Here is a 21726-nt window from a genome sequence, read left to right on the forward strand (position 1 = left end):
TTCGACAAGGCACGGGGGCAGTCGGCCGACGACGTGGTGGGGACATCGCCGCCCGCCCCGACGGAGGCGGACATCGTGGCCGCCCTGGAGCGGGTGGAGCAGATGATGGCTGACGGCAACGCACCGCCGGTGGTCGTCTCGCGCGTGCACCGCATCGGCGCGCTCATCACCGACACGCTCCCCCGCCTGCGCAACCTCGGCCAGGGCAGCCTCGACTCCTACTCCGTCGTCGCCACCGCCACCGACTATCTCCCCGAGGCACTCGGCGGCTATCTCCGACTCCCCCGCGAGTGGGCCGACACCAGACCCATCGACGGCTACAAGACCGCCCTCATGGTGCTCATCGACCAGCTCGAGCTGCTCGCCGCAACCATGGACAAGATCCTCGACGCGGCGACCCGCTCCGACGCCCAGGCCCTGGTCGCGCACGGCCAGTTCCTGCAGGCCAAGTTCGGCCACCACCCGGGCGGCCCCGACCTCGACCTGGGAACACCATGAGCACCCCACGCACCCTGCGCGAAGCCCTCGACGCGCTGACCGAGCTCGCCGCCACCGCAGGCCTCGACCCGGCGCTCGCCCGTGCCGAGGGTGAGGCCCTGGCCGCCACCGTCGCGGAGCCGGCTCGCGGGGCGTATGCCGACTGGTGCACCGAGACCGGGCACAGCACCGCCGAGGACTTCACCACCGCCGCCTCCCGTGGCCGGCGCTATCGCGTGGCCCAGACGCCGGCGATGGCCTCGCTCGCGGCCAGTGGCTCGACCCACGCCGCCTCATACGCCCAGGCGCTCTCCGACGTCGCGCTCGCAGGCAGCCTGCTCGGCGAGGACAACCCCCGCGCCATCGGCAACGCCGCCACCGCCGCGGCCGCCCAGCTCGGTGCCGCTCCCGGCGACGTCGCGCCCATCCGCCCGCTCGCCGAGCGCGAGCACGTGCCCGGTGTCGCCGACCACTTCCTGCAGCAGGTGATGGAGCAGGGCCGGATCGTCCGCGAGAAGCTCGCGGCCCTCGAGGGAGCGCAGCTCCTGCATGACCCGGGCGCCGGACTCGGCACACCCCCGACCCCATCGTCGACGAACCGCACGACCCAGCCGGACCACATCCAGACGGCCCCCGTCGAGCCGCAGAGCCCGCCAGGACCAGTCGAGCCCGAACCCCCGAGGAAGACCGTCGAGGAGCTCCTCGCCGAGCTCGACGACCTGGTCGGGCTGACCGAGGTCAAGGCCGAGATCCACCGGCAGGCGGCGGTGCTGCGCGTCGAAGGGCTGCGCGCCGAGGCGGGTCTCGAAGGCCTGACCATCACCCGACACCTGATCTTCAACGGCAACCCCGGCACGGGCAAGACCACGGTCGCCCGGCTCGTGGCCGGCATCTATCGAGCGCTCGGCTTGCTCTCGCAGGGCCAGCTCGTCGAGGTCGACCGCTCCGAGCTGGTCGCCGGCTATCTCGGCCAGACGGCGATGAAGACGGCCGAGGTGGTGAAGTCGGCCATCGGCGGAGTGCTCTTCATCGACGAGGCCTATGCGCTGGCAGGCGACCAGTACGGCCAGGAAGCGATCGACACGCTGGTCAAGGAGATGGAGGACCACCGTGGGGACCTGGTCGTGATCGTGGCCGGCTATCCGCTGCCGATGGCCGTCTTCATCGGGCAGAACCCCGGCCTTGAGAGCCGTTTCCGCACTGCGATCGACTTCGCCGACTACACCGACGACGAGCTGGTCGCGATCTTCGAGCTGATGGCCTCCGGGGCCGCCTACGACACCGACGAGGCGGTGCTGGCCCGCCTGCGCGAGATGCTGACGGGCGTCGAGCGGGGGCCGTCCTTCGGCAACGCCCGCTATGTCCGCAACGTCCTCGAAGCAGCGATCGGCAAGCACGCCTGGCGCCTGCGCGAGGTGGAAGCACCCACCCTCGAGCAGCTGCGTCTGCTGGTGCCCGAGGACCTCGCTCCCCCTCCGGACGCCGTCGAGCCGTTCGCGCAACTCCCCCAGGACCTGCCCGAGGACCACTCATGACCCAAGCGACCCAACCCGCACCCCATCAGGCCCCCACGGTCGCGCAAGCCCCGACGACAGGCACCCAGGCCGCCACCGCATCCGAGCCCGCCGCTCGCAACGTTCCGCTGCTCCTCAACCAGTGGCAGGTCATCGTGGTCGCCGCCTGCCTGCTGTTCGCCTTCGTCACGGCTGTTCTGCAGGTCCTGGGCTGGCAGGCCAACCGGGCGGCAGCCGACAACACCGAACAGCTCGTCCGGGTGCAGAACATCCAGTCCACGCTGTTCCGCGCCGATGCGCTCGCGACCACCAGCTTCCTGGTCGGCGGGCTCGAGGCGCCCGAACGGCGACAGGCCTACGACGAGGCCATCGACCAGGTGAGCCGCCAGATCACCGAGGCCGCGGACGCCCAGCCCGCCGATCAGCAGGCCCTGGCAGAGCTCAACGCGGCGGTCAACCAGTTCACCGAGACCAACACCCAGGCCCGCGACTACAACCGTCAGGGCTTCCCCGTCGGAGCCGAATACCTTCGCGGTGCCAGCACCCAGCTGCGCGGCGAGGCGCAGCCCCTCCTCGCCGCCCTCACCCGCGCCAACTCGCAGCGCGCCGAGGACGAGCTCGGCGCCCAGCACCCCCTCCTGATCCTGCTCCCGGGGGCCGTCGCACTCGCGCTCCTGTGGTGGGTGAACGTGCAGCTCTCGCGGGTGTTCCGACGTCGCTTCAACGTCGGCATCGCCGCCGCGTTCGCGATCGTCGCTCTCCTGACCCTCGTCACGGCGACGGTCAGTGCGGGCCAGGAGGGCGACAATGACGACCTCCTCGCCGGCAGCTACCGAGTCGCCGTGGACGAGGCCACCGCGCGGACTGCGGCCAACGACGCCAAGTCCAACGAGAGCCTGCGCCTGGGCGCCCAGGGCTCGGGGGCGGTCTTCGAGGAGGGATGGCGCAGTGCCAACGAGACCGTCGAGTCCCACGCCTCCGACTCCACCCTGGGCCTGTGGCGCGGCTACTCCGACCTCCACACCCGGGTGGTCGACCTCGAGGAGAGCGGGAAGTACGAGCAGGCCGTGGCGTTGGCCACGACCGCTGCGGCCGACGGTCCCACCACCCTCCTGGACGAGTTCGACCGGGCCTCCCAGGAGGTCACCGCCCGAGCGGCCAAGGCAGCCACTGACGAGCTCCGCGGCGGCAACGTCGTGTTCCTGCTGCTCGCCGTCATCACCGTTCTCCTCGGCATCGGGGCCGCTGGCCTGTCCGCCTGGGGCATCGCGCAGCGTCGTAGGGAGTACGCATGACCGCCACCCGCCTCCACCGACTCGCCGTCGCGTTCCTGTCCTCGGCGGCGGTGCTCGCCGCGACCTCCTGCGGTTATGACGCCACCCCGCTCCCACCCGCGCCTGACACCTCAGCCGAGGTTGCCGAGCCCGCGGCACCCCCCACCTGCGACGCCTCCACCGCAACCCAGTCCTTCGCCCCGGACGGCGGTGCCGACCAGGGCCAGTCGCTGCAGCGGATCCGCGAGCGCGGCTTCCTCATCGCGGGTGTTGCCGCCGACAACTATCTCCTCGGCTTCCGCAACCCCTTCACTGCCCAGATCGAGGGCTTCGACATCGACATGGTCAACGCGATCGCGGCCGGGATCTTCGGCACCAGCGACGGCCACGTGCAGCTGCGCGTCATCACGGCCGCTGACCGCATTCCCCTCCTGGCGGAGGACGAGGTCGACATCGTGGCCCGCAACATGACGATCAACTGCACCCGCTGGCAACAGATCGCCTTCTCGGCCGAATACTTCCGCTCGGGCCAGAAGCTGCTCGTCCGCAAGGGCTCCGGGATCAAGTCCATCGAGGACATGGCAGGCAAGCGCGCCTGTGCCCCGGTCGGCACGACCAGCATCGAGAACATCCAGGCGCTCGCCCCCGAAGCCATCCCCGTCACCGCCACGAACGACACCGGGTGCCTGGTGAAGTTCCAGAACGGCGAGACCGACGCCATCACCACCGACGACACCGTGCTCGCCGGGCTGGCTGCCCAGGACCCCTACGCCGAGGTGCTGGCCACTCGCCGGCTCACCGAGGAGCCCTACGGCATCGGCGTGAACTCCGAGCGCGTCGACCTGGTCCGCTTCATCAACCGGGTCTTCGAGCGGATGCGGGCCGACGGGTCGTGGCAGGCGTCGTACAACCGATGGCTCAAGCCCTCGCTCGGCGTCGACGCGACCCAACCGACACCGCTCTACGGACGGCGCCCATGACGGTTGCCCCCACACCCCCGGGCCGCCTGGGGCAGCCCCTGGCCCCGGCCGAGGCGCAGGCCTTCCTGCTGGCTCTCGACGACTGGGTGCGTGCCCGACGGGTCGAGCTCGACGAGGTCGACGCGGCCGCCCTGGCTGCCGGCCGCGGCGAAGAGGTCGCCGCCGACATGGTGCTGTCGCTCGCCCTCTGGCAGGCGGTGCAGCAGCGCTACCAGCTGATCAACGCGACCTTCGACGGCGGTCGGGTGGGACCGGTCGAGGCCGAGCGCCTCTCCACCCAGGTGTGGGGACGGCTGGACGGTGACCTCGGGGCGGGTCTGGCCGTCTCGCTGCCCGAGGCGTGCCGCCTCTCCGACGCGCTCGCCGGTCAGCTCCGGACCCGCCTGGCCCTGGTGCCCGGTGCCGACGCCAGTGCCGCCCGGATCAAGGACCTGCGCGCCCACCTTGAGCGGGTTCGTGACCAGGTCGAGCTGGAGCCGGGCACCCTGCGCGACGCAGCTCGCGCGACCCTCGATCGGCTCTTGCGGCGGCTCGACCAGGTCACCGAGCGGGCCCAGCGCGGCGCCGACGTCGGCGGGCTGCTGCCCCCGCTCGAGCAGGACGCCAGCATCTTCGAGCGCGACCTGATCGTCGGCAACTCCGAGCGCCGTGCCGCTCGTGCCGACCTCCACGCGACCCAGGCCCTGCGACGCGAGCTCATCGCTCGGGCGTCGACGATCGCGACCCTCGCCGAGCGCTGCGTCCGCGCCGTGGAGCCCGCCCCGCGCTACGCCATCCCCGACGTCGAGGCCCTCGGCCCGGTGCCCAGCACCCCCGACGAGATCGGCGCGTTCCGCCAGCGCCTCCAGCGGGTCGCCCAGGCGCTCGACATCGCGGAGGGGGCGTATGCCGATGCGCTGGCCGAGCGCACCCAGCTTGTCGACCTCCTCGATGCCCTGCGCGCCAAGGCCGATGCCCATGGTCTGGGCGAGGAGGCCGACCTGGCAGCCAGCGAGGACAAGGCCCGCGCCGTCCTGGCCCGCGAACCCACCCCGCTCCCGGTCGCGCGGTCCCTGGTCGCGACCTATCAGTCCTGGCTCACCCACGTGCTCACCGAGGAGTCCGCATGACGTGCCAGCAGCCCGGCTGCACCGGCCAGATCCTGGACGGCTACTGCGACGTCTGCGGGATGGCCGCCGACACAGGTGCGGCGCCCATCCCGGCTGCTGCCAGCGCAAGCTCCGGCTGCTCACAAGCAGGCTGCTCCGGCAAGATCCTGGACGGCTACTGCGACGTCTGCGGCTCACCCGCCGACGCTGCGCCGGCACCCGCGGCCGCCGAGCCCGATCCGCTGACGGCCGGCACCGCCTCGGCCAAGACGTCGGCCAGCCGCATCCAGTCCGCGGCACTCGGCTCCACGCGCGCCGGCACGAGCTCCACCCGGCGCACCGGGTCGGGGTCGCGCCGGACCCGGGCCGCTCGCCTCGGGGCCGGCCTGACGGTCGTGCCCGCCGCGCCCGCCGTCGATGCCACCAAGGCCATCATCGCCGACCCGTCGGTGCCGGAGAGCAAGCGCACCTGCTCCAAGTGCGACTCCGCCATCGGCCGCTCGAAGGACGGCAGGCCCGGGCGTTCGGAGGGTTTCTGCCCCACGTGCGGTCAGCCGTTCTCGTTCACCCCCAAGCTCGGCCCCGGTGACCTCGTCGCCGGCCAGTACGAGGTCGCCGGGGCCATCGCGCACGGCGGACTGGGCTGGATCTACCTGGCCCGTGACCGCAACGTGTCCAACCGCTGGGTCGTGCTGAAGGGTCTGCTCAACTCCGGTGACCCCGACGCGCTCGCCGCGGCGATCGCCGAGCAGCAGTTCCTCGCCCAGGTCGAGCACCCGCTGATCGTCGAGATCTACAACTTCGTCACCCACGAGGGCGCCGGCTACATCGTGATGGAGTGGGTCGGCGGCCGCTCGCTGAAGCAGGTCCTCAAGCAACGGATGAAGGACAACAACGGCACCTACGACCCGTTGCCGGTCGACCAGGCGCTGGCCTACATCCTCGAGATCCTGCCCGCCTTCAGCTATCTCCACGACCTCGGCCTGGCCTACTGCGACTTCAAGCCCGACAACCTCATCCAGGTCGGTGATGCGGTCAAGCTGATCGACCTCGGCGGGGTGCGGCGGATCAGCGACGACGACTCCGCCATCTTCGGCACCGTGGGCTATCAGGCGCCCGAGGTCCCGCACGTCGGCACCAGCGTCGCCTCCGACATCTACACGATCGGCCGCACGCTGGTGGTGCTCTGCATGGAGTTCCGCGGCTATCAGGGCACCTATCTGCACACCCTGCCGCCGGTCGACACCACCCCGCTCTTCCAGCAGCACGACTCGCTCTACTGGCTGATCGCCAAGTGCTGTGCGCCCGACCCTGCCGACCGTTTCACCTCCGCCGAGGAGCTGCGCACCCAGCTGCTGGGCGTCCTGCGCGAGGTGGTGGCAGCCAGGACGACGGGTACGGCGCTGACCTCTGCTGCCTCGCCCTTGTTCGAGGCCCCGTCGACCTCCGCCTCCGACCTCGACTGGCACCACCTGCCAGCTCTCCGCCCCGACCAGTCAGACCCCCAGCACTCGTGGCTGAGCAGCGTCGGCGCTGCCGACCCCGCAGACCTGCTGGCCGCGCTCGCGCAGGCTCCTGAGGAGTCGGCCGAGGTGCTGCTCCGCCGCGCCCGCGCAGCGCTCGAGGTCGGCGACGATGCGGCCGCGAAGGAGTCGACGGCCAAGCTGCTGGCGCAGGACCCGTGGGACTGGCGGGCACTGTGGATCGACGGCCTCGCCGCGATCCGGGACGAGGACTGGGCCAGCGCCCAGGGGGCGTTCAGCGCGGTCTACAAGCAGGTGCCCGGCGAGCTCGCGCCCAAGCTCGCGCTGGCGATCGCCTGCGAGCGGGGCGGCCTCCCCGAGGTCGCCGAGGCGCTCTACGCCGCCTGTGCGGCCACCGACGCGGCCTATGCTGCGCCGGCTGCCTTCGGCGTCGCCCGGGTGCGCGCGACCGGCGGCGACACCGCCGGCGCCGTGCGGGCGCTCGACATGGTTCCGTCGACCAGTCGCGGCTATCCCGAGAGCCGGCAGCTGCGAGCCGACGTCCTGCTGGCCGGTTCGCCCGATGACCTCGCCGTGCTCGACCAGGCGCTGACGAGCATCGGCTCGGTCCGGATGGATCCCGGCGAGCGACAGCGCTACACCGTGCGGATCCTCAACCATGCGCTCGAGGTTGTCACCAAGGGAGGAGCCGTCAGGGCCGGCGCCGAGCGACCCACGATCGGCGGCATCGAGGCCCGCGAGGACACGCTGCGAGATGCGCTCGAGCAGGCGTATCGCGGGCTGGCCCGGGAGGCCGGCTCGCTCGACGAGCGCGTCACGCTGGTCAACCAGGCCAACGCCGTGCGCAACTGGACGCTGGTGTGAGCATGTCCGAAGCCCTGGCCTGCCCCTCCTGCGGCGTCGCCGCGGACGGCGAGTCCAACTTCTGCGAGGACTGCGGCACAGCCCTCAACGCCGAGGCGGCCTCAGCGCCTGCCGGGTCGCCGCGGCTCACCGTGCCCGACCCCGAGGGCGGTGAGCCGAGTCCGATCGACGACCTCGGCAGCGGCCCGATCTCCCGAGCCACCGCGGCACAGGCCCCCGCCCCGCCGCCGGCCCCCGAACCCGTGCCGCCATGCGTCTCCTGCGGGGGCGTCGTCGGGCCCGACGGCTATTGCGAGCAGTGTGGAGTCAAGGCGCTCAGCGCGCGCGACCACTTCCGCGAGCAGCCCGCCACCTGGGTCGCCGGGGTCTGCGACAAGGGCATCCGACACAGCCGCAACGAGGACGCCATGGCGATGTCAGCCAGCGACGACGGATCGGCTCCTGAGCGTCGAGCCGTCCTGATCGTCCTCGACGGGGTGTCGAACACCGACGACTCGCAGGTCGGCTCCCTCGCTGGGGCCAGGGCCGCTCTCGCCGTCCTCCAGGCACGGCTGCCCCAGGGGATGGGGACCCCGGACAGCACTCACGCCGCCGCCACCCAGGCCATGACGGCGGCCGTCGAGGCAGCCCAGGCCGAGGTGGTCGCGGCAGCGCCGGCGGATGCCGCCAACCCGGCTTCGGCGACCTTCACCGCGGCCGTGCTCGAGGACGACACCGTCACCTGCGCCAACGTCGGCGACTCCCGGATCTATTGGCTGCCCGACGCCTCGACGGGGGTGCAGCTCAGCGTCGACGACTCCGCCGCCCAGGACCAGATCGAGGCCGGCGTCCCCCGGCTGGTCGCCGAGTCGTCCGCCCAGGCCCATGCGATCACCAAGTGGCTGGGACGCGACAGCCAGGGCCACGCGCCCCGGGTCGTCCGGTTGACCTTGTCCGAGCCCGGCTGGCTGCTCGTCTGCTCCGACGGGCTGTGGAACTACGCCTCCGAGCCGGCCGCTCTGGCCGAGCAGATCCGGGCGGTCGACAGCTCCGACCCGGCCGTCGTGGCGCTGGCGCTGACCGACTTCGCCAACGGTCGCGGCGGTCAGGACAACATCACCACCGTGCTCGCCCGCGTGGAGCCGCTCGAGCACGCCCCAGAACCCACCCCGACCCCGAAGGAGCAGCCGCATGGCTGAGTTCACTGCCGCCGTCTATCAGAACGAGTTCCTGCCTGACGGCGGGACCGACGTGAATGCCATCGTGACGGTCACCTGCACGGGTGCGGGGGTTGCCGGCCAGTCGGGTTCGGGTGCCGCCGGCGAGATCATCATCGTCGACACCTCGGGGTCCATGGGCCACGACACCATGGAGGCGGCCAAGGATGCGGCACAGGCAGCCGTGGCCGAGATCCTCGACGGCACCCGCTTCGCGGTGATCGCCGGCACCGAGAAGGCCGCCCTGGTCTATCCGCAGGTCCGGTCCGGACCGGCGCTCGCCGTCATGGACGACACCACCCGCGCGGAGGCGCTCGACGCGATCTCGCGCTTCCGGGCGTCCGGGGGGACCGCGATCGGCTCGTGGCTCGACCTGGCCGGCAGCGTCTTCGCCTCGGTCCCCGAGGTCACCCAGCGGCACGCCATCTTGCTCACCGACGGCGAGAACGGTGAGCGACAGGAAGTGCTCGACGCCGCCATCCAGCGCGCCACCGGCTATTTCCAGTGCGACTGCCGCGGAGCCGGCACCGACTGGAAGGTCGAAGAGCTGCGACGGGTCGCCACCGCACTCCTGGGCACCGTCGGCATCATCCCCCGGCCCGACGAGATGCGCGACGAGTTCAAGGCGATGATGCAGGCCGCGATGTCGCGCGGCGTCGCCGACGCCCAGCTCCGGGTGTGGACCCCTCAGGGGTCGCAGGTGCTCTTCGTGCGCCAGGTGGCACCGACGGTCGAGGACCTCACCGCCCGCCGCGTCGAGGTCAACCCGCTGACGGGGGCCTATCCCACTGGCGCCTGGGCCGACGAGTCACGCGACTACCACGTCGCCGTACGCCTCCCGGCCAAGGCCGTGGGCCAGGAGCAGCTGGCTGCCCGCGTCCAGCTCGCCGTCGGCGACGACGTCGTCGCCCAGGGCCTCGTCAAGGCCACCTGGTCCAACGACTCCGAGCTGACGGCCAAGATCGACAAGCAGGTCGCCCACTACACCGGGCAGGCCGAGCTGGCCGCCATGATCCAGGAAGGCCTGGCCGCCAAGTCGGCCGGTGACGACGCGACGGCCACCACCAAGCTCGGCCGGGCGGTGCAGCTCGCCGCCGCGACCGGCAACGAGGAGGCCACCACACGCCTGAGGAAGGTCGTCGACGTGGATGATGAGAAGGAAGGCACCGTCCGGCTGAAGAAGGCGGTCGACAAGGCCGACGAGATGGCCCTCGACACCGCCTCGACCAAGACGACCCGGATCAAGAAGTAGGAGCTGCTCGTGAAGTGTCCCGCCGGCCACGACTCAGCCGCCAACGACTACTGCGACGTCTGCGGCATCGCGATGCCCACGGCAGGGGGCGCAGACCCGACGGGGACGATCACGCTCCCGGCGACGACCACTCCACCCGTCGGTAGCGTCTGCCCCAGTTGTTCTGCGACCAGCGCTGCCGACGCGCTCTTCTGCGAGGGCTGCGGCTATGACTTCACCACCGGTTCGATGCCCCGACGAGCCGAACCGGCCACCTCCGCAGCACCGGCCCCAGCGCCCGGCGCCAACGTCTCACCGCCGCTGGAGGTGGCGTGGGTGGCCGAGGTGTGGGTCGACCCCGACTGGTATGCCGACCAGCAGTCCACCGACCCGCTGCCCTCTCCGGGAGTGCCGCTCGTGGTGCCGCTGCGCAACACCTCGATCCTGATCGGGCGCGAGTCCAGGAGCCGCAACATCACTCCCGACATCGACCTGGGCTCCGACACCGGGATCAGTCGCCGCCACGCCCAGCTGACCACTGACGGGAGCCGGTGGTGGGTCGAGGACCTCGGCTCGGCCAACGGCACCTACGTCGGTGGCGCGATCGACGCCCTGCCCAAGACCCCGGTGGTGCCAGGGCAGAAGCAGGAGGTCCGGGCCGGCGACCGGATCTATCTCGGCGCGTGGACCCGGATGGTCATCCGCAAGGCAGCCCCGGGCGAGGTCGCGGGTGTCTGAGCCGTTCCGCGTCGGATTCGTCACCGGGTCGACTCCGGACAAGTGGGCGCGCGCCTGGCGCGAGCGACGCAGGGTGCCGCTCGAGCTCGTCCCCGTCCTGGAGTCGGAGCAGGAGATCGGCCTTCGCGAGGAGACCCTCGACATGGCGCTGGTGCGGCTCCCGATCGACCGTGAGGGCCTTCACTGCGTCCGGCTGTATGCCGAGGTGCCGGTCGTCGTCGCAGGAGTCGACCACTTCGTCGCTGCTGCCGAGGAGGTCACTCTCGCCGACCTCACCGACGAGCAGCTCGTGCGGCCTCACGCCAGCGGCTGGCAGCCGGACGCCAGTCAGCTCGACTGGCCGCCGATGTCGGAGAAGGACGCCATCGAGACGGTGGCGGCCGGGACCGGAGTGGTGATCGTGCCCATGTCGATCGCCCGGCTCCACATGCGCAAGGACGTCGTCCACCGACCCGTGACCGACCTCGACCCGACCGAGATCGCCCTGGCCTGGCGGATCGAGCGCGATGCCGAGGACACGCAGGCGTTCGTCGGTCTGGCCCGCGGGCGCTCGGCCAACAGCTCGCGCTAGCAGTTCTCCTGCAGCCAGGCACCGAGCGCCACCGCGCTCGCCTCGACCACGCTCGACCAGTCCATCGCCGTCTCGTCGGCTGCGTCACTGACGTGCTTGACGAGGCGCACGGGCACCCCGAACGACCGGGAGGCCCACGCCACGGCATAGCCCTCCATGTCCACGAGGTGGGCCCGCTGGGCGAGCTGGTCGCGCACCGCCGGGTCGGTGACGAAGACGTCCCCGGTCGCGAGGACGAGCTCGGAGGGACCGACCTCGAGCCGCTCCTCGGGGTCGTAGCCCAGGGCCCGCACCAGGTCGGCGCTGAGGTCGTGGTTGAGCACCACCCCCGGCTCGTGGAGGCCGATCAGCCCTTCCCGCAGGGCCCCCGCCGTGCCGATGTTGACCACCGTCAGGTCGGTCAGGTCGCCATGCTCTGCCAGGGCGCGAGCCGTCGACGCGGCCGCGGCGGTCTTGCCCAGACCGGTGATGATCAGCGGCATCGAGGACGGGACGTGGGCGGCTTCGGCGACCGTGGCCGCCACGACGAGGGTCTGCACGCCCGTCACGCTAGCGGTGTCACCACGAGGTGCTGAGCGGACGTCCCTCGTGGAAGCCCGCAGCGGACTGCACGCCCACGACGGCACGCTCGCGCAGCTCGGCCAGGGTGGAGGCCCCGGCATAGGTGCACGAGGACCGAAGGCCGGCACAGATCTGGTCCATGAGGTCCTCGACGCCGGGTCGGGCGGGGTCGAGATACATCCGAGACGACGAGATCCCCTCCTCGTACAAGCCCTTGCGTGCGCGGTCGAAGGCCGACTCCGTCGACGTGCGATTGGCGACCGCGCGGGCGGACGCCATGCCGAAGCTGACCTTGAAGGCCCGCCCGTCCGCGTCGTGCATCAGGTCGCCCGGCGACTCGTGCGTCCCCGCGAACCACGACCCGATCATCACCGAGCTCGCTCCGGCGGCCAGCGCGAGGGCGACGTCACGGGGGTGTCGCACTCCCCCGTCCGCCCACACGTGCTTGCCGCGGGCCCGGGCCGCTGCCGCACACTCCAGGACCGCGGAGAACTGCGGGCGTCCGACGCCGGTCATCATCCGGGTGGTGCACATCGCGCCCGGCCCGACTCCGACCTTGACGATGTCGGCGCCGGCGTCGATCAGGGCGTCCGTTCCCGCGGCGTCGACCACGTTGCCGGCCACCAGCGGGACAGAAGGTGCCAGTCCCCTGATCGTCTGCAGGGCCTCGATCATCCGCTCCTGGTGGCCGTGGGCCGTGTCGACGACGAGCGCATCGATGCCGGCTGCCAACAGCCGGGCCGCCTTGTCGGCGACGTCGCCGTTGACCCCGACAGCGGCCGCGATCCGCAGTCCGCCGGAGGCGTCGACCGCTGGCGTGTAGACCGTCGCCCGCAGTGCCCCCAGTCGGGTGAGCACACCGACGAGCAGGCCGTCCGGCGAGACCGCGATCGCCAGGGACGCCTTGGCTGCCTCGAGCGCCTCGAACACCTCTCGCGGGTCGGCGTCGTCGCTCACCGTCACCATCGAGCGGTTCATCACCTGGCCTACCTGGGCGAAACGGTCGACCTCGGCGCAGTCCCTGGCCGTCACCACACCAATGGGGCGCCCCTCGTCGACGACGACCGCGGCCTCGTGCGAGCGCTTGGGGATCAGCGCCAGCGCCTCCGCCACGGTCTGGGTCGGAGCCAGCTCGATCGCGGTGTCGAAGACGTGGTCACGCTGCTTGACCCAGCCGACGACGTCGGTCACCACGGGGATGGGGATGTCCTGCGGGATCACCGTCAGCCCGCCACGGCGGGCAGTGGTCTCTGCCATCCGCTTGCCCGCGATCGCGGTCATGTTGGAGACCACCAGGGGCAGCGTGGCCCCCGTGCCGTCATGGGTGGCGAGGTCGACGTCGTAGCGGCTGGCGATCGCCGAATAGGCCGGCACCATGAAGACGTCGTCGTAGGTCAGGTCGTACGGCGGAGCCGCATCGTCGAGGAATCGCACGGCGCTGAATCTACGCGCCGGGCTCAGCCGGGCAGGCGTCGCGGCCGCAGACCGACGTCCTTGAGCTCCAGCTCAGCGAGGCGGCGGACGACCCGGTGGTCCTGTCTGCGCCAGTCGCCCGCCGGGTCGTCGCTCACCTTGGCGAGCACGTGCATCGGCTGCTTGGCCAGCGCGCGCAGGGCGAACAGGTCGAGATCGTCGGAGGAGTTGACGAACCTCGCTCCCGCGCTGGCCTCGCGGACGAAGCGGACGCGACCAGGAAGATGGAACGCCGAGACCACCAGGATCGGGATCAGGGCGATCGAGAGGCCGAGGACGACGGCCAGCTTCTCCACGGCCTCGACCGAGGACCGTCCGGCGGCGGCGATCCCGTCGGAGGCCTCGGCGGCCTTGTCGAAGGGAGATGCGACCTCGTCCCCGACCAGGGGGACGTCGTCGAGCTGCCCGCCCGCGTCGCGCAGCTGGCCGGCCAGGGCCGACGCGGACTCGTCTGTCTGCCGCCCCGGGCCCGCGAGGGCCATCGTCCCGTCATGGACGGCGAAGCCGATCCACACCCAGGCGAGGAACCACAGGACGACCAGCAGGTCGACGAGGAGCTGACGGGTACGGCGGCCAGGGGCGTCGGCATACAGCTTCATCCCCTCATAGTGCCTGCAGGGCCGCCCAGGTCGCGTCGACGTCCGCGCGGGTGGTGCGCCAGCTGCCGACGGCCAGCCGCATCGCCGTCCGACCCTCCACCACGGTGTGGCTGAGATAGGCGAGGCCCGACTCGTTAAGCCGGTGCATGGCCGCGAGCGTCGCCTCGTCCCCCTCGACGAGCCGGAAGACGACCAGGCTCAGCGACCGTTCGGTGACCAGCTCGAACCGGTCGTCGTCGACGACGAGGTCGGCGAAGTGGGCCGCGAGCTCCACCCCCTCGCGGATGTGGGCCCGGATCCCGGCCAGGCCATAGGTGCGCAGCACCGACCACAGCTTGAGGGCCCGGAACCGGCGACCCAGCTGGGGGTGCCAGTCGCGGTAGTCGACGACCGCGCCCGACTCCGAGGCCGGGTTGCGGAGATATTCGGGCGTGATGGACAGCGCGTTGGTCAGCGCTGTCCGTTCCTGCACCCACAGCACGCTGCAGTCGAAGGTCGTGAGCATCCACTTGTGCGGGTTGGTCACGATCGACTGGGCCAGGTGGACGCCGCTGAGCAGCCGGTCGCGGAGCTCGGGACACACTGCGGCCACTCCGGCCCAGGCAGCGTCGACGTGGAGCCAGGCGTCGACCCCGTCGAGTGCCTCGGCGATGGCCTGGACGTCGTCGATGGCACCGGTGGAGGTGGTTCCCACCGCGGCCAGCACGAAGAGCGGCCGGCAGCCGTCGTCGATGTCGTCGGCGAGCAGTCGCTCAAGCGCCGTGACATCCATCGCCTGCGTGCGCGGGTCCACCTCGACCGAGCGCACGCACTCGGCGCCCAGGCCGGCCATCATCGCGGCCTTGACCAGTGATGAGTGCGCCTGCGAGGACCCATACACGGTCCACCGGGTCGACCCCACCCCCGACTCACGTGCCTGCCCGCCGCTGGCCGAGTGCAGGGCCGCCAGCAGGGCTGTGAAGGTGGCCGTCGAGGCGGTGTCCTGGATGACCCCGCCCCCGCGGCCGTGGTCGGTGAGCCGGAACTGCTCGGGCAGGCCGAGGGCCTGGGCCAGCCAGTCGACGACCACCTGCTCGACCTCGGTCACCGCGGGACTGGTCGCCCAGATCATCCCCTGCGCGCCGATGCCGCTGGAGATCAGGTCACCGAGGATCGCGGCGGGTGAGGAGTTGGCCGGGAAGTAGGCGAAGAACCGGGGGTGCTGCCAGTGGGTCAGGCCCGGCAGCACGATCTCGTCGAGGTCGCCCAACAGTGCGTCGAAGGGCTCGCCCTCCTCCGGAGGCGCGGTGGGCATGCTCCGCCGTACGGCGCCCGGCGCCACCTGCGACAGGACCGGGAGGTCGTCGAGACCCGCCCAGTAGTCGGCGATCCAGTCGATGGCGGCGTGACCCTGCCGCCGGAACTCCTCGGGACTCATGTGCGACGACATGGCCCGAACGTACTGCCCGGCGTTGAGCCGACGTACTCAGGCCGACTCGGGTAGCGCGACAGATTCATCGGTGGCGCGCCGGGGCGAGGGTTGGGCCATGACGAACTCGAGCAGCACCGCCACCAAGAACACCACCGCCTTCGCCGCCCAGGCAGTCATCTCCTTCGGCGCCTCGCTCTTCGCGATGCTGGTCGGCATCTACTTCATGGACGCCGACCCCTGGATCAAGGGCTTCATGGCCCTCGGCACCCTCTATCTGACGACCTCGACCTTCACCCTCGCCAAGGTCGTGCGCGACATGCAGGACGACAACACGGTCGTCCACCGCCTCGACGCCGCACGCCTCGACAAGGTCCTGGCCCAGCACGACCCCTTCAAGACCGCCTGACCTCGGCCAAGCCGGGCAAAGTCGAGTGATGTAGTTGACTTCGGGACGCCGCCGGCGAAACGATGCTCAGCATGATGACGTCGAGCTCGTCCGGGTTGGACCCCACCGGGGGGCAGCGGCCCCACCCGGGCGACGTCATCCCGCTGCGCGAGGCGACCAAGGCGTGGTTCCACGTGTCGCTGCAGACGTTCGGTGGGCCGGCCGGGCAGATCGCGGTCATGCAGCGGATGCTGGTGGACGAGAAGCGCTGGATCGGCCAGCAGCGGTTCCTGTTCGCCCTGTCCTACTGCACGTTGCTGCCGGGTCCCGAGGCGCAGCAGCTCGCGACGTACGTCGGCTGGCTCCTCAACGGCTTCAAGGGCGCCCTGATCGCCGGGGGGCTGTTCATCCTCCCGGGCGTCGTGGCCCTGCTGGCCCTCTCCGGCGTCTACGTCGCCTTCGGTGACACCACCGTGGTCGAGTCGCTGTTCCTGGGCCTGGCGCCTGCGGTCATCGCGATCGTCCTCCAGGCTGTGCTGCGGGTCGGCAAGAAGGGCCTCGGCCATCCCGCCCTGGTCGCCCTGGCCGTTGCCTCGTTCGTGTCGCTGGCGCTCTTCGCTGTCCCGTTCCCGGTCGTGGTGGGTGTCGCTGCCCTGCTCGGCTGGTTGCTGGGCCGGACCATCCCGGACCTGACGGCCCCGAAGAAGCCCACGACCGACGACGGCCCCGCTCCCCTCATCAGCGACGACGCGCTGCACACCGAACGGCCGTCGTCCCGCCGGGCGGGGATGATCCTGGTGGGCGGGCTCGTCCTGTGGTCGGCCCCCGTGCTCGTGGCCGCAGGAGTCTTCGGGCGCTCGAGCATCTTCGTCGACCAGGGACTGTTCTTCTCCGGGGCGGCCGTCGTCACGTTCGGTGGCGCCTACGCGGTGCTCGCCTACGTCGCGCAGCAGGCGGTCAACGTCTATGGCTGGCTCGCCCCCGGTGAGATGGTCCGCGGTCTCGCGTTGGCGGAGACCACGCCGGGGCCGCTGATCATGGTGGTCCAGTTCGTGGCGTTCGTGGGCGCCTTCCGGACGCCGGGCGACCTCAACCCGTGGGTCGCCGCCGTGATCGCCTCCCTGCTCGTCACCTGGGTGACGTTCGTGCCGTGCTTCCTCTTCATCCTGCTGGGCGCCCCGTACGTCGAGCGGCTGCGCGGCAACCGGTCGCTCGCCGCAGCCCTGACCGGCATCACGGCTGCGGTCGTCGGCGTCATCGCCAGCCTGGCTCTCTTCTTCGCCCTCCACACGCTGTTCGCGGACACCAGCCGGGTCACCGCCGGCCCCTTCGACTTCGAGGTCCCTGTCCTGGCCTCGGTCCAGTGGGCCGGCGTCGCCATCACCGCCTTGGGCTGCGTGCTCATCTTCTGGCGAGACTGGTCGGTCCTGCGCACGCTCGGAGTGTGTGCCCTGACCGGGCTGGTCGTGGGCCTGTCCGTGCAGCTGGCCTAGACCCCGGCACGTCTCCGACGTGGTGGCAGGCGTCTGCGCCGGCGCGGCCTTGTTCGGCGGAGTCCCCGCTCAGGCGGGGACTCCGCCGACCCACGACCGTCGGCTCAGCGCAGCTCGGCGCTCGTCAGGCCCAGGATCCGCCGAGCGATGATGAGCAGCTGGATCTGCTGGGTGCCCTCGAAGATGTCGAGGATCTTGGAGTCCCGCGACCACTTCTCGAGCAGCTCCATCTCGCTGTAGCCCACCGAGCCTGCGAGCTCGACGCAGCTGAGCGTGATGTCGGAGCCCACCCGGCCGGCCTTGGCCTTGGCCATGGATGCCTCGAGCGAGTTGGGCTTGCGGTTGTCGGCCATCCAGGCAGCCTGCATGGTCAGCAGCTGCGCCGCCTCCCAGTCCGCCTCCATCTGCAGGAACTTCGCGGCCGCTGCCGACTGCAGCTGGGCCGGTCGGTCGTAGTCGATCTCGATCCCGGCCTGCTGGAGCAGGTCGCGGGTCAGGTCGAGCGAAGCGCGCGCACAGCCGACGGCCATCGCGGCCACCAGCGGCCGCGTGTTGTCGAAGGTCGCCATGGCGCCGGCGAAGCCCTGCTTGACGTCGATCTCCGGCGAGCCGAGGAGGTCCTCGGCCGGCACGCGGCAGTCGGTGAAGGTGATCACGGCGGTGTCGGACGCGCGGATGCCGAGCTTGTGCTCGAGCCGCTCGACCTTCATCCCCGGGTTGCCCTTCTTCACCACGAACGACTTGATCGCGGCCCGGCCGAGCGACTTGTCCAGGGTGGCCCAGACGACGACCGAGTCGGCGCGATCACCCGAGGTCACGAAGATCTTCTCGCCGTTGAGGACGTATTCGTCCCCGTCGAGGCGAGCGGTCGTGGTGATGGACGCTGAGTCGGAGCCGGTGCTGGGCTCGGTGATGGCCATGGCGGCCCACGTGCCCTCGTAGCGCTTCTGCTGCTCCTCGTCCGCGACGGAGGCGATGGCGGAGTTGCCCAGGCCCTGGCGCGGCATCGACAGCAGCAGGCCGGTGTCACCCCAGCACATCTCGGCAATGGACATCACCGAGGCGAGGTTGGCGCCGTTCTTGACCCCGCCCTCGTCCTTGGGCTCGTCCTCCCGCTTCACGCCGCTGGCGCCTGCGCCCTCACCGGCGCCGGAGTCGGAGAGGCCGTCGATCATGGCCGCCAGCATGTCGAGCTCCTTGGGATACTCGTGCTCAGCCTGGTCGTACTTGCGGGAGATCGGTCGGAGCATGTTCATCGCGACCTGGTGGGCCTGGTCGATGAGCATGCGGTGCTTCTTGGGAGTCTCGAGGTTGATCATCAGACCAGCACCCCACCTTCCATGATTCCGATGGCTCGCAGGTCGCGATACCACCGCTCGACGGGATGTTCCTTGACGAAGCCGTGGCCACCGAGGAGCTGGACACCGTCGAGGCCGATCTGCATGCCCTTGCTGGCGCAGAGCTGCCGCGCGAGGGCGACCTCGCGCGTGAAGTCCTTGCCGCGAGCGGCGCGTGACGCAGCCTTGTAGGTCACCAGTCGCATTGCTTGGAGCTCGATCGCGATGTTGGCCACCATGAACGCCACGGCCTGGCGATGGCTGATCGGCTCGCCGAAGGCCTCGCGCTCGTTGACGTAGGTCGAGACGTAGTCGAGGACGGCCTGCCCGGTTCCGACAGCCAGTGCGCACCACGCCAGGCGCGAGAGCCGCACGCACTCGGCGTACGTCGATCCGTCGGTCTGACCGAGCACGGACCCGGCCGGGACCTTGACGCCGGCCAGCGACAGGCGGCTCAGCGAGGCCGCGCGGACACCCATCGAGGGGTCGGCCTCGACGGTGAGTCCCTTGAGGCCGGACTCGACCAGGAACAGGGTGGGAGAACCGTCCAGCATCGCGCCGACGACGAACAGCTCGGCCTCGGCACCCCGGACGACGGCCGACTTGACGCCGTCGAGGACGAAACCGTCATCGGTGGGGGTCGCGGTGGTGCCGGGGAGCAGCGGGTCGAAGAGGACCGTGGGCTCCGTCAGGGCCAGGGCGGCGACTGCGACGTCCTCGCCCGTGAAGGCGGGGAGATAGGTCTCCTGCTGGGACTCGGTGCCCCACAGACCCAGCGCGGTGGCAACCGATCCGGGCGCGAGTGCGGCAACGGCCAGGCCCATGTCGCCCTTGCCAAGCGCCTCGGCGACGAGGGTGCCGGCCATGGCCGACCGCTCCTCCGAGATTCCCCGAGGGCCTCGTGCACCCCCAGGATCGGGAGGCCGATCTCGAGGCCGGCCGCCAGTGCCTCGGCAGGAGCGGCGCAGGCCTCGTTGGCCTCTGCCGCGGCCGGGCGCAGCACCTCGGCGGCATAGTCGGTGACGACGTCGACGAGCATCTGCTCGTCCTCGGTCGGGGTCAGGTCGAAGACGCCGCTGCGACCGGCCGTGGCAGGACGCTTGCCCGGGGCGGACTTGCGGCTGACCTTGCCGAACTGGCGGCCGGCGGCTGTCGCCGTACGGAATCCGTTGCGGGTGGTCGTGAAGACCAGCTGCTCGGTCTGCTTCCGCAGGCCGAGGCGGTCGATGATCTCGCTCTGCGCGAGCTTGTTGAGGCCGGCGACGGCGAGGCCGATCGGGTCTCGGCTCTCCCCCGACGACAGGCCGTGGCGGCTTGTGGACGCGCCCATGGTGCCTCGCTTGAAGGTGTCAGTGATCAGGGACATGTCCACAACTGTAACTCCGAGTTACATGAAAAGACCACAGGTTCGTGGTGTCACGTGGCACACGTCGGTCCCAGACCGGGTCACTAGGATCACCGCATGTCTGAGAGCAGCCACGCACCGGAGCGACTGGCCCCGCACGGTCCCCTGCCGGAGGGCGGCAGCGTCCGGCCGATGACGCGCTGGGGCACCGAGGTGATGCACCGGCCCCAGCGGCTCGTCACTTCCTTCGACGACGCCCTGGTCGCCCTCGCCGCCGACATGGTGGCGACGATGCGCGCAGCGGACGGAGTCGGGCTGGCTGCCTGCCAGGTCGGTGAGGACATCGCAATGTTCGTCTTCGACTGCCCTGATGAGTCAGGACGCCACACGGTGGGGATCGTGTGCAACCCGCGCCTCACCCTCCCCGAAGGTCGGGACCGCCGACTCGACGACGGCGACGAGGGCTGCTTGTCCTTCCCGGGCGCGTTCGTGGAGTGCCCTCGTCCGGACTGGGCGGAGGTCGACGGCGTCGGCCTCGACGGCGAGCCGGTCCACTTCGAGGGTGACGGCCTGCTGGCACGCTGCCTCCAGCACGAGACCGACCACACCCTCGGCACCGTCTTCGGCGATCGGCTCTCCACCAAGGCCCGCAAGAAGCTGCAGAAGGCCCACGACAAGGCCGCCGACGACTATCCCCTGACTGGCCGGCAGCCTGAGGCTCAGCGCCTGGCGGCGACGTAGCAGGCAACCGCGGTGGCCGCCGCGACGTTGAGGGAGTCGATGCCTTCGTGCATGGGGATGGTCGCCCTGCGATCCGCCGCCTGCTCCCACCGCGGCGACAGCCCGTGCCCCTCCGACCCGAGCACCAGCGCCACCCGCTCCACTCCGGAGACGGCCGCCTCGATGGGGGTCGAGTCGGCGGCGAGCGTGAGGGCGACCGTGGTGAAGCCGAGCTCGGACAACAGCGGCATCGCGCCGTACCAGTCCGGGAGCCTGGTCCACGGCATCGTGAACACCGCCCCCATCCCGACCTTGATGGATCGTCGGTAGAGAGGGTCTGCGCATCGCGGCGAGAGGAGGACGGCGTCGAAGCCGAACGCTGCCCCCGACCGGAAGATCGCGCCGACGTTGGTGTGGTCCACGACGTCCTCGACCACCAGGATCGACCGCGCGCCGGCCAGCACGTCCTCGAGCACCGGGAGCGGCCTGCGCTCGAGGGAGGCCAGGGCGCCGCGATGGACGTGGAAGCCCGTCACCTGCTCGGCCATGGGCTCCGAGACGACGAAGCACGGAGCCCCGGTGGTGGCCAGCACGTCGCCGAGTCCCTCGACCCAGCGCGGCGCCATCAGCAGGGAGCGGGGACGGAAGCCCGCCGCGACGGCACGGCGTACGACTTTCTCCCCCTCGGCCAGGAACAGTCCGTGCTCCGCCTCGAGGTTCTTGCGCAGCTCGACATCTCGCAGGTCGCGATAGTCGGCGAGCCGCGGATCGTCGGGATCGGAGATCTCGATGAGCTCAGCCACGCGACGGCCCGACCTCCGGATAGCGATCCGGATGCGCCACGGCCACGACGTCGCCGACCACGATGATGGCCGGCGGTCGGACAGCCTGCTTCTCGATGTCCGCGCCGAGGTCACCCAGGGTCGTGAGGACCGTCCGTTCCTCCGGCATCGTGCCCTCGACCACCACCGCGACAGGCGTGTCG

General features: G+C 71.0%; 20 protein-coding genes. 13 read left to right on the forward strand and 7 right to left on the reverse strand.

The window, feature by feature from the left end; all coding sequences use genetic code 11:
* Positions 1–75 precede the first annotated feature (75 nt).
* Genes G7071_RS15075 through G7071_RS15120 form a run of 10 tightly spaced genes read left to right on the forward strand, consistent with a single transcriptional unit; the run spans position 76 to position 11417 of the window.
* The gene (locus G7071_RS15075) at positions 76–498 is read left to right on the forward strand and encodes a hypothetical protein (RefSeq protein ID WP_166320081.1); all 423 of its coding nucleotides are present in this window, start codon (positions 76–78) and stop codon (positions 496–498) included.
* Positions 495–2012 (forward strand): AAA family ATPase, encoded by a 1518-nt coding sequence (locus tag G7071_RS15080; protein ID WP_166320083.1) that lies wholly within the window; start codon positions 495–497, stop codon positions 2010–2012. The genes G7071_RS15075 and G7071_RS15080 overlap by 4 nt, the downstream gene beginning before the upstream one ends.
* Positions 2009–3286, forward strand: a complete 1278-nt coding sequence (locus G7071_RS15085) for a hypothetical protein (protein WP_166320085.1) — start codon at positions 2009–2011, stop codon at positions 3284–3286. The genes G7071_RS15080 and G7071_RS15085 overlap by 4 nt, the downstream gene beginning before the upstream one ends.
* Positions 3283–4245: a glutamate ABC transporter substrate-binding protein gene (locus G7071_RS15090; RefSeq protein ID WP_166320087.1), complete on the forward strand. Its 963-nt coding sequence runs from the start codon at positions 3283–3285 to the stop codon at positions 4243–4245. Before G7071_RS15085 ends, G7071_RS15090 begins: the two co-directional genes overlap by 4 nt.
* A complete protein-coding gene (locus G7071_RS15095) occupies positions 4242–5354 on the forward strand; it encodes a hypothetical protein (RefSeq protein WP_166320089.1) in 1113 nt (370 codons plus the stop codon). Before G7071_RS15090 ends, G7071_RS15095 begins: the two co-directional genes overlap by 4 nt.
* Complete coding sequence (locus G7071_RS15100; RefSeq protein ID WP_166320091.1) at positions 5351–7681, forward strand: serine/threonine-protein kinase; 2331 nt, start codon at positions 5351–5353, stop codon at positions 7679–7681. Before G7071_RS15095 ends, G7071_RS15100 begins: the two co-directional genes overlap by 4 nt.
* Positions 7682–7683: 2 nt before the next feature.
* The gene (locus tag G7071_RS15105; protein ID WP_166320093.1) at positions 7684–8859 is read left to right on the forward strand and encodes a PP2C family protein-serine/threonine phosphatase; all 1176 of its coding nucleotides are present in this window, start codon (positions 7684–7686) and stop codon (positions 8857–8859) included.
* On the forward strand, positions 8852–10129 hold the full coding sequence (locus G7071_RS15110) for a vWA domain-containing protein (RefSeq protein ID WP_166320095.1): 1278 nt from the start codon (positions 8852–8854) through the stop codon (positions 10127–10129). The genes G7071_RS15105 and G7071_RS15110 overlap by 8 nt, the downstream gene beginning before the upstream one ends.
* 9 nt (positions 10130–10138) lie before the next feature.
* Positions 10139–10846, forward strand: a complete 708-nt coding sequence (locus tag G7071_RS15115; RefSeq protein WP_246210054.1) for an FHA domain-containing protein — start codon at positions 10139–10141, stop codon at positions 10844–10846.
* The gene (locus G7071_RS15120; protein WP_166320097.1) at positions 10839–11417 is read left to right on the forward strand and encodes a LysR substrate-binding domain-containing protein; all 579 of its coding nucleotides are present in this window, start codon (positions 10839–10841) and stop codon (positions 11415–11417) included. The genes G7071_RS15115 and G7071_RS15120 overlap by 8 nt, the downstream gene beginning before the upstream one ends.
* Here G7071_RS15120 and G7071_RS15125 read toward each other — a convergent pair.
* Genes G7071_RS15125 through G7071_RS15140 form a run of 4 tightly spaced genes read right to left on the reverse strand, consistent with a single transcriptional unit; the run spans position 11414 to position 15479 of the window.
* A complete protein-coding gene (locus G7071_RS15125) occupies positions 11414–11956 on the reverse strand; it encodes a nucleosidase (protein WP_206062823.1) in 543 nt (180 codons plus the stop codon). The two genes, G7071_RS15120 and G7071_RS15125, sit on opposite strands and share 4 nt — an antisense overlap.
* A gap of 19 nt (positions 11957–11975) precedes the next feature.
* Positions 11976–13412 carry a GuaB1 family IMP dehydrogenase-related protein gene (locus tag G7071_RS15130; RefSeq protein ID WP_166320101.1) on the reverse strand — a complete coding sequence of 479 codons (1437 nt, stop codon included), beginning with the start codon at positions 13410–13412 and terminating at the stop codon, positions 11976–11978.
* Positions 13413–13435: 23 nt separating this feature from the next.
* Positions 13436–14050: a hypothetical protein gene (locus G7071_RS15135; RefSeq protein WP_166320103.1), complete on the reverse strand. Its 615-nt coding sequence runs from the start codon at positions 14048–14050 to the stop codon at positions 13436–13438.
* A gap of 4 nt (positions 14051–14054) precedes the next feature.
* Positions 14055–15479, reverse strand: a complete 1425-nt coding sequence (locus tag G7071_RS15140) for a pyridoxal phosphate-dependent decarboxylase family protein (protein WP_206062824.1) — start codon at positions 15477–15479, stop codon at positions 14055–14057.
* Positions 15480–15576: 97 nt separating this feature from the next.
* On the opposite strand from G7071_RS15140, the gene G7071_RS15145 reads away from it, so the two are divergent.
* On the forward strand, positions 15577–15867 hold the full coding sequence (locus G7071_RS15145) for a YiaA/YiaB family inner membrane protein (protein ID WP_166320105.1): 291 nt from the start codon (positions 15577–15579) through the stop codon (positions 15865–15867).
* A gap of 71 nt (positions 15868–15938) precedes the next feature.
* Positions 15939–17339 carry a chromate efflux transporter gene (gene chrA, locus G7071_RS15150; RefSeq protein ID WP_246210055.1) on the forward strand — a complete coding sequence of 467 codons (1401 nt, stop codon included), beginning with the start codon at positions 15939–15941 and terminating at the stop codon, positions 17337–17339.
* A 104-nt stretch (positions 17340–17443) separates the two neighbouring features.
* Here the strand turns inward: chrA and G7071_RS15155 are convergent, their stop codons facing one another.
* Positions 17444–18658 (reverse strand): acyl-CoA dehydrogenase family protein, encoded by a 1215-nt coding sequence (locus tag G7071_RS15155; protein WP_166320109.1) that lies wholly within the window; start codon positions 18656–18658, stop codon positions 17444–17446.
* Positions 18658–19542: an acyl-CoA dehydrogenase family protein gene (locus G7071_RS15160; protein ID WP_246210056.1), complete on the reverse strand. Its 885-nt coding sequence runs from the start codon at positions 19540–19542 to the stop codon at positions 18658–18660. The genes G7071_RS15155 and G7071_RS15160 overlap by 1 nt, the downstream gene beginning before the upstream one ends.
* A gap of 596 nt (positions 19543–20138) precedes the next feature.
* Here G7071_RS15160 and def point away from each other — a divergent pair.
* Entirely contained in the window at positions 20139–20762 is a 624-nt protein-coding gene (gene def / locus G7071_RS15165) for a peptide deformylase (protein ID WP_166320111.1), read from the forward strand.
* On the opposite strand, the gene G7071_RS15170 is transcribed toward def, so the two are convergent.
* Positions 20741–21544: a TrmH family RNA methyltransferase gene (locus G7071_RS15170; protein ID WP_166320113.1), complete on the reverse strand. Its 804-nt coding sequence runs from the start codon at positions 21542–21544 to the stop codon at positions 20741–20743. The two genes, def and G7071_RS15170, sit on opposite strands and share 22 nt — an antisense overlap.
* Between the last annotated feature and the right edge of the window lie 182 nt (positions 21545–21726).

Source organism: Nocardioides piscis, from assembly GCF_011300215.1.
GTDB lineage: Bacteria > Actinomycetota > Actinomycetes > Propionibacteriales > Nocardioidaceae > Nocardioides > Nocardioides piscis.

Excerpts from the sequence above, each read along its gene's own strand:
- G7071_RS15080 (WP_166320083.1), top strand. The coding sequence starts at position 495 with ATGAGCACCCCACGCACCCTGCGCGAAGCCCTCGACGCGCTGACCGAG.
- G7071_RS15085 (WP_166320085.1), top strand. The coding sequence starts at position 2,009 with ATGACCCAAGCGACCCAACCCGCACCCCATCAGGCCCCCACGGTCGCG.
- G7071_RS15090 (WP_166320087.1), top strand. The coding sequence starts at position 3,283 with ATGACCGCCACCCGCCTCCACCGACTCGCCGTCGCGTTCCTGTCCTCG.
- G7071_RS15095 (WP_166320089.1), top strand. The coding sequence starts at position 4,242 with ATGACGGTTGCCCCCACACCCCCGGGCCGCCTGGGGCAGCCCCTGGCC.
- G7071_RS15100 (WP_166320091.1), top strand. The coding sequence starts at position 5,351 with ATGACGTGCCAGCAGCCCGGCTGCACCGGCCAGATCCTGGACGGCTAC.
- G7071_RS15105 (WP_166320093.1), top strand. The coding sequence starts at position 7,684 with ATGTCCGAAGCCCTGGCCTGCCCCTCCTGCGGCGTCGCCGCGGACGGC.
- G7071_RS15110 (WP_166320095.1), top strand. The coding sequence starts at position 8,852 with ATGGCTGAGTTCACTGCCGCCGTCTATCAGAACGAGTTCCTGCCTGAC.
- G7071_RS15135 (WP_166320103.1), bottom strand. The coding sequence starts at position 14,050 with ATGAAGCTGTATGCCGACGCCCCTGGCCGCCGTACCCGTCAGCTCCTC.
- G7071_RS15140 (WP_206062824.1), bottom strand. The coding sequence starts at position 15,479 with ATGTCGTCGCACATGAGTCCCGAGGAGTTCCGGCGGCAGGGTCACGCC.
- G7071_RS15145 (WP_166320105.1), top strand. The coding sequence starts at position 15,577 with ATGACGAACTCGAGCAGCACCGCCACCAAGAACACCACCGCCTTCGCC.
- chrA (WP_246210055.1), top strand. The coding sequence starts at position 15,939 with ATGATGACGTCGAGCTCGTCCGGGTTGGACCCCACCGGGGGGCAGCGG.
- G7071_RS15155 (WP_166320109.1), bottom strand. The coding sequence starts at position 18,658 with ATGATCAACCTCGAGACTCCCAAGAAGCACCGCATGCTCATCGACCAG.
- G7071_RS15160 (WP_246210056.1), bottom strand. The coding sequence starts at position 19,542 with ATGGCCGGCACCCTCGTCGCCGAGGCGCTTGGCAAGGGCGACATGGGC.
- def (WP_166320111.1), top strand. The coding sequence starts at position 20,139 with ATGTCTGAGAGCAGCCACGCACCGGAGCGACTGGCCCCGCACGGTCCC.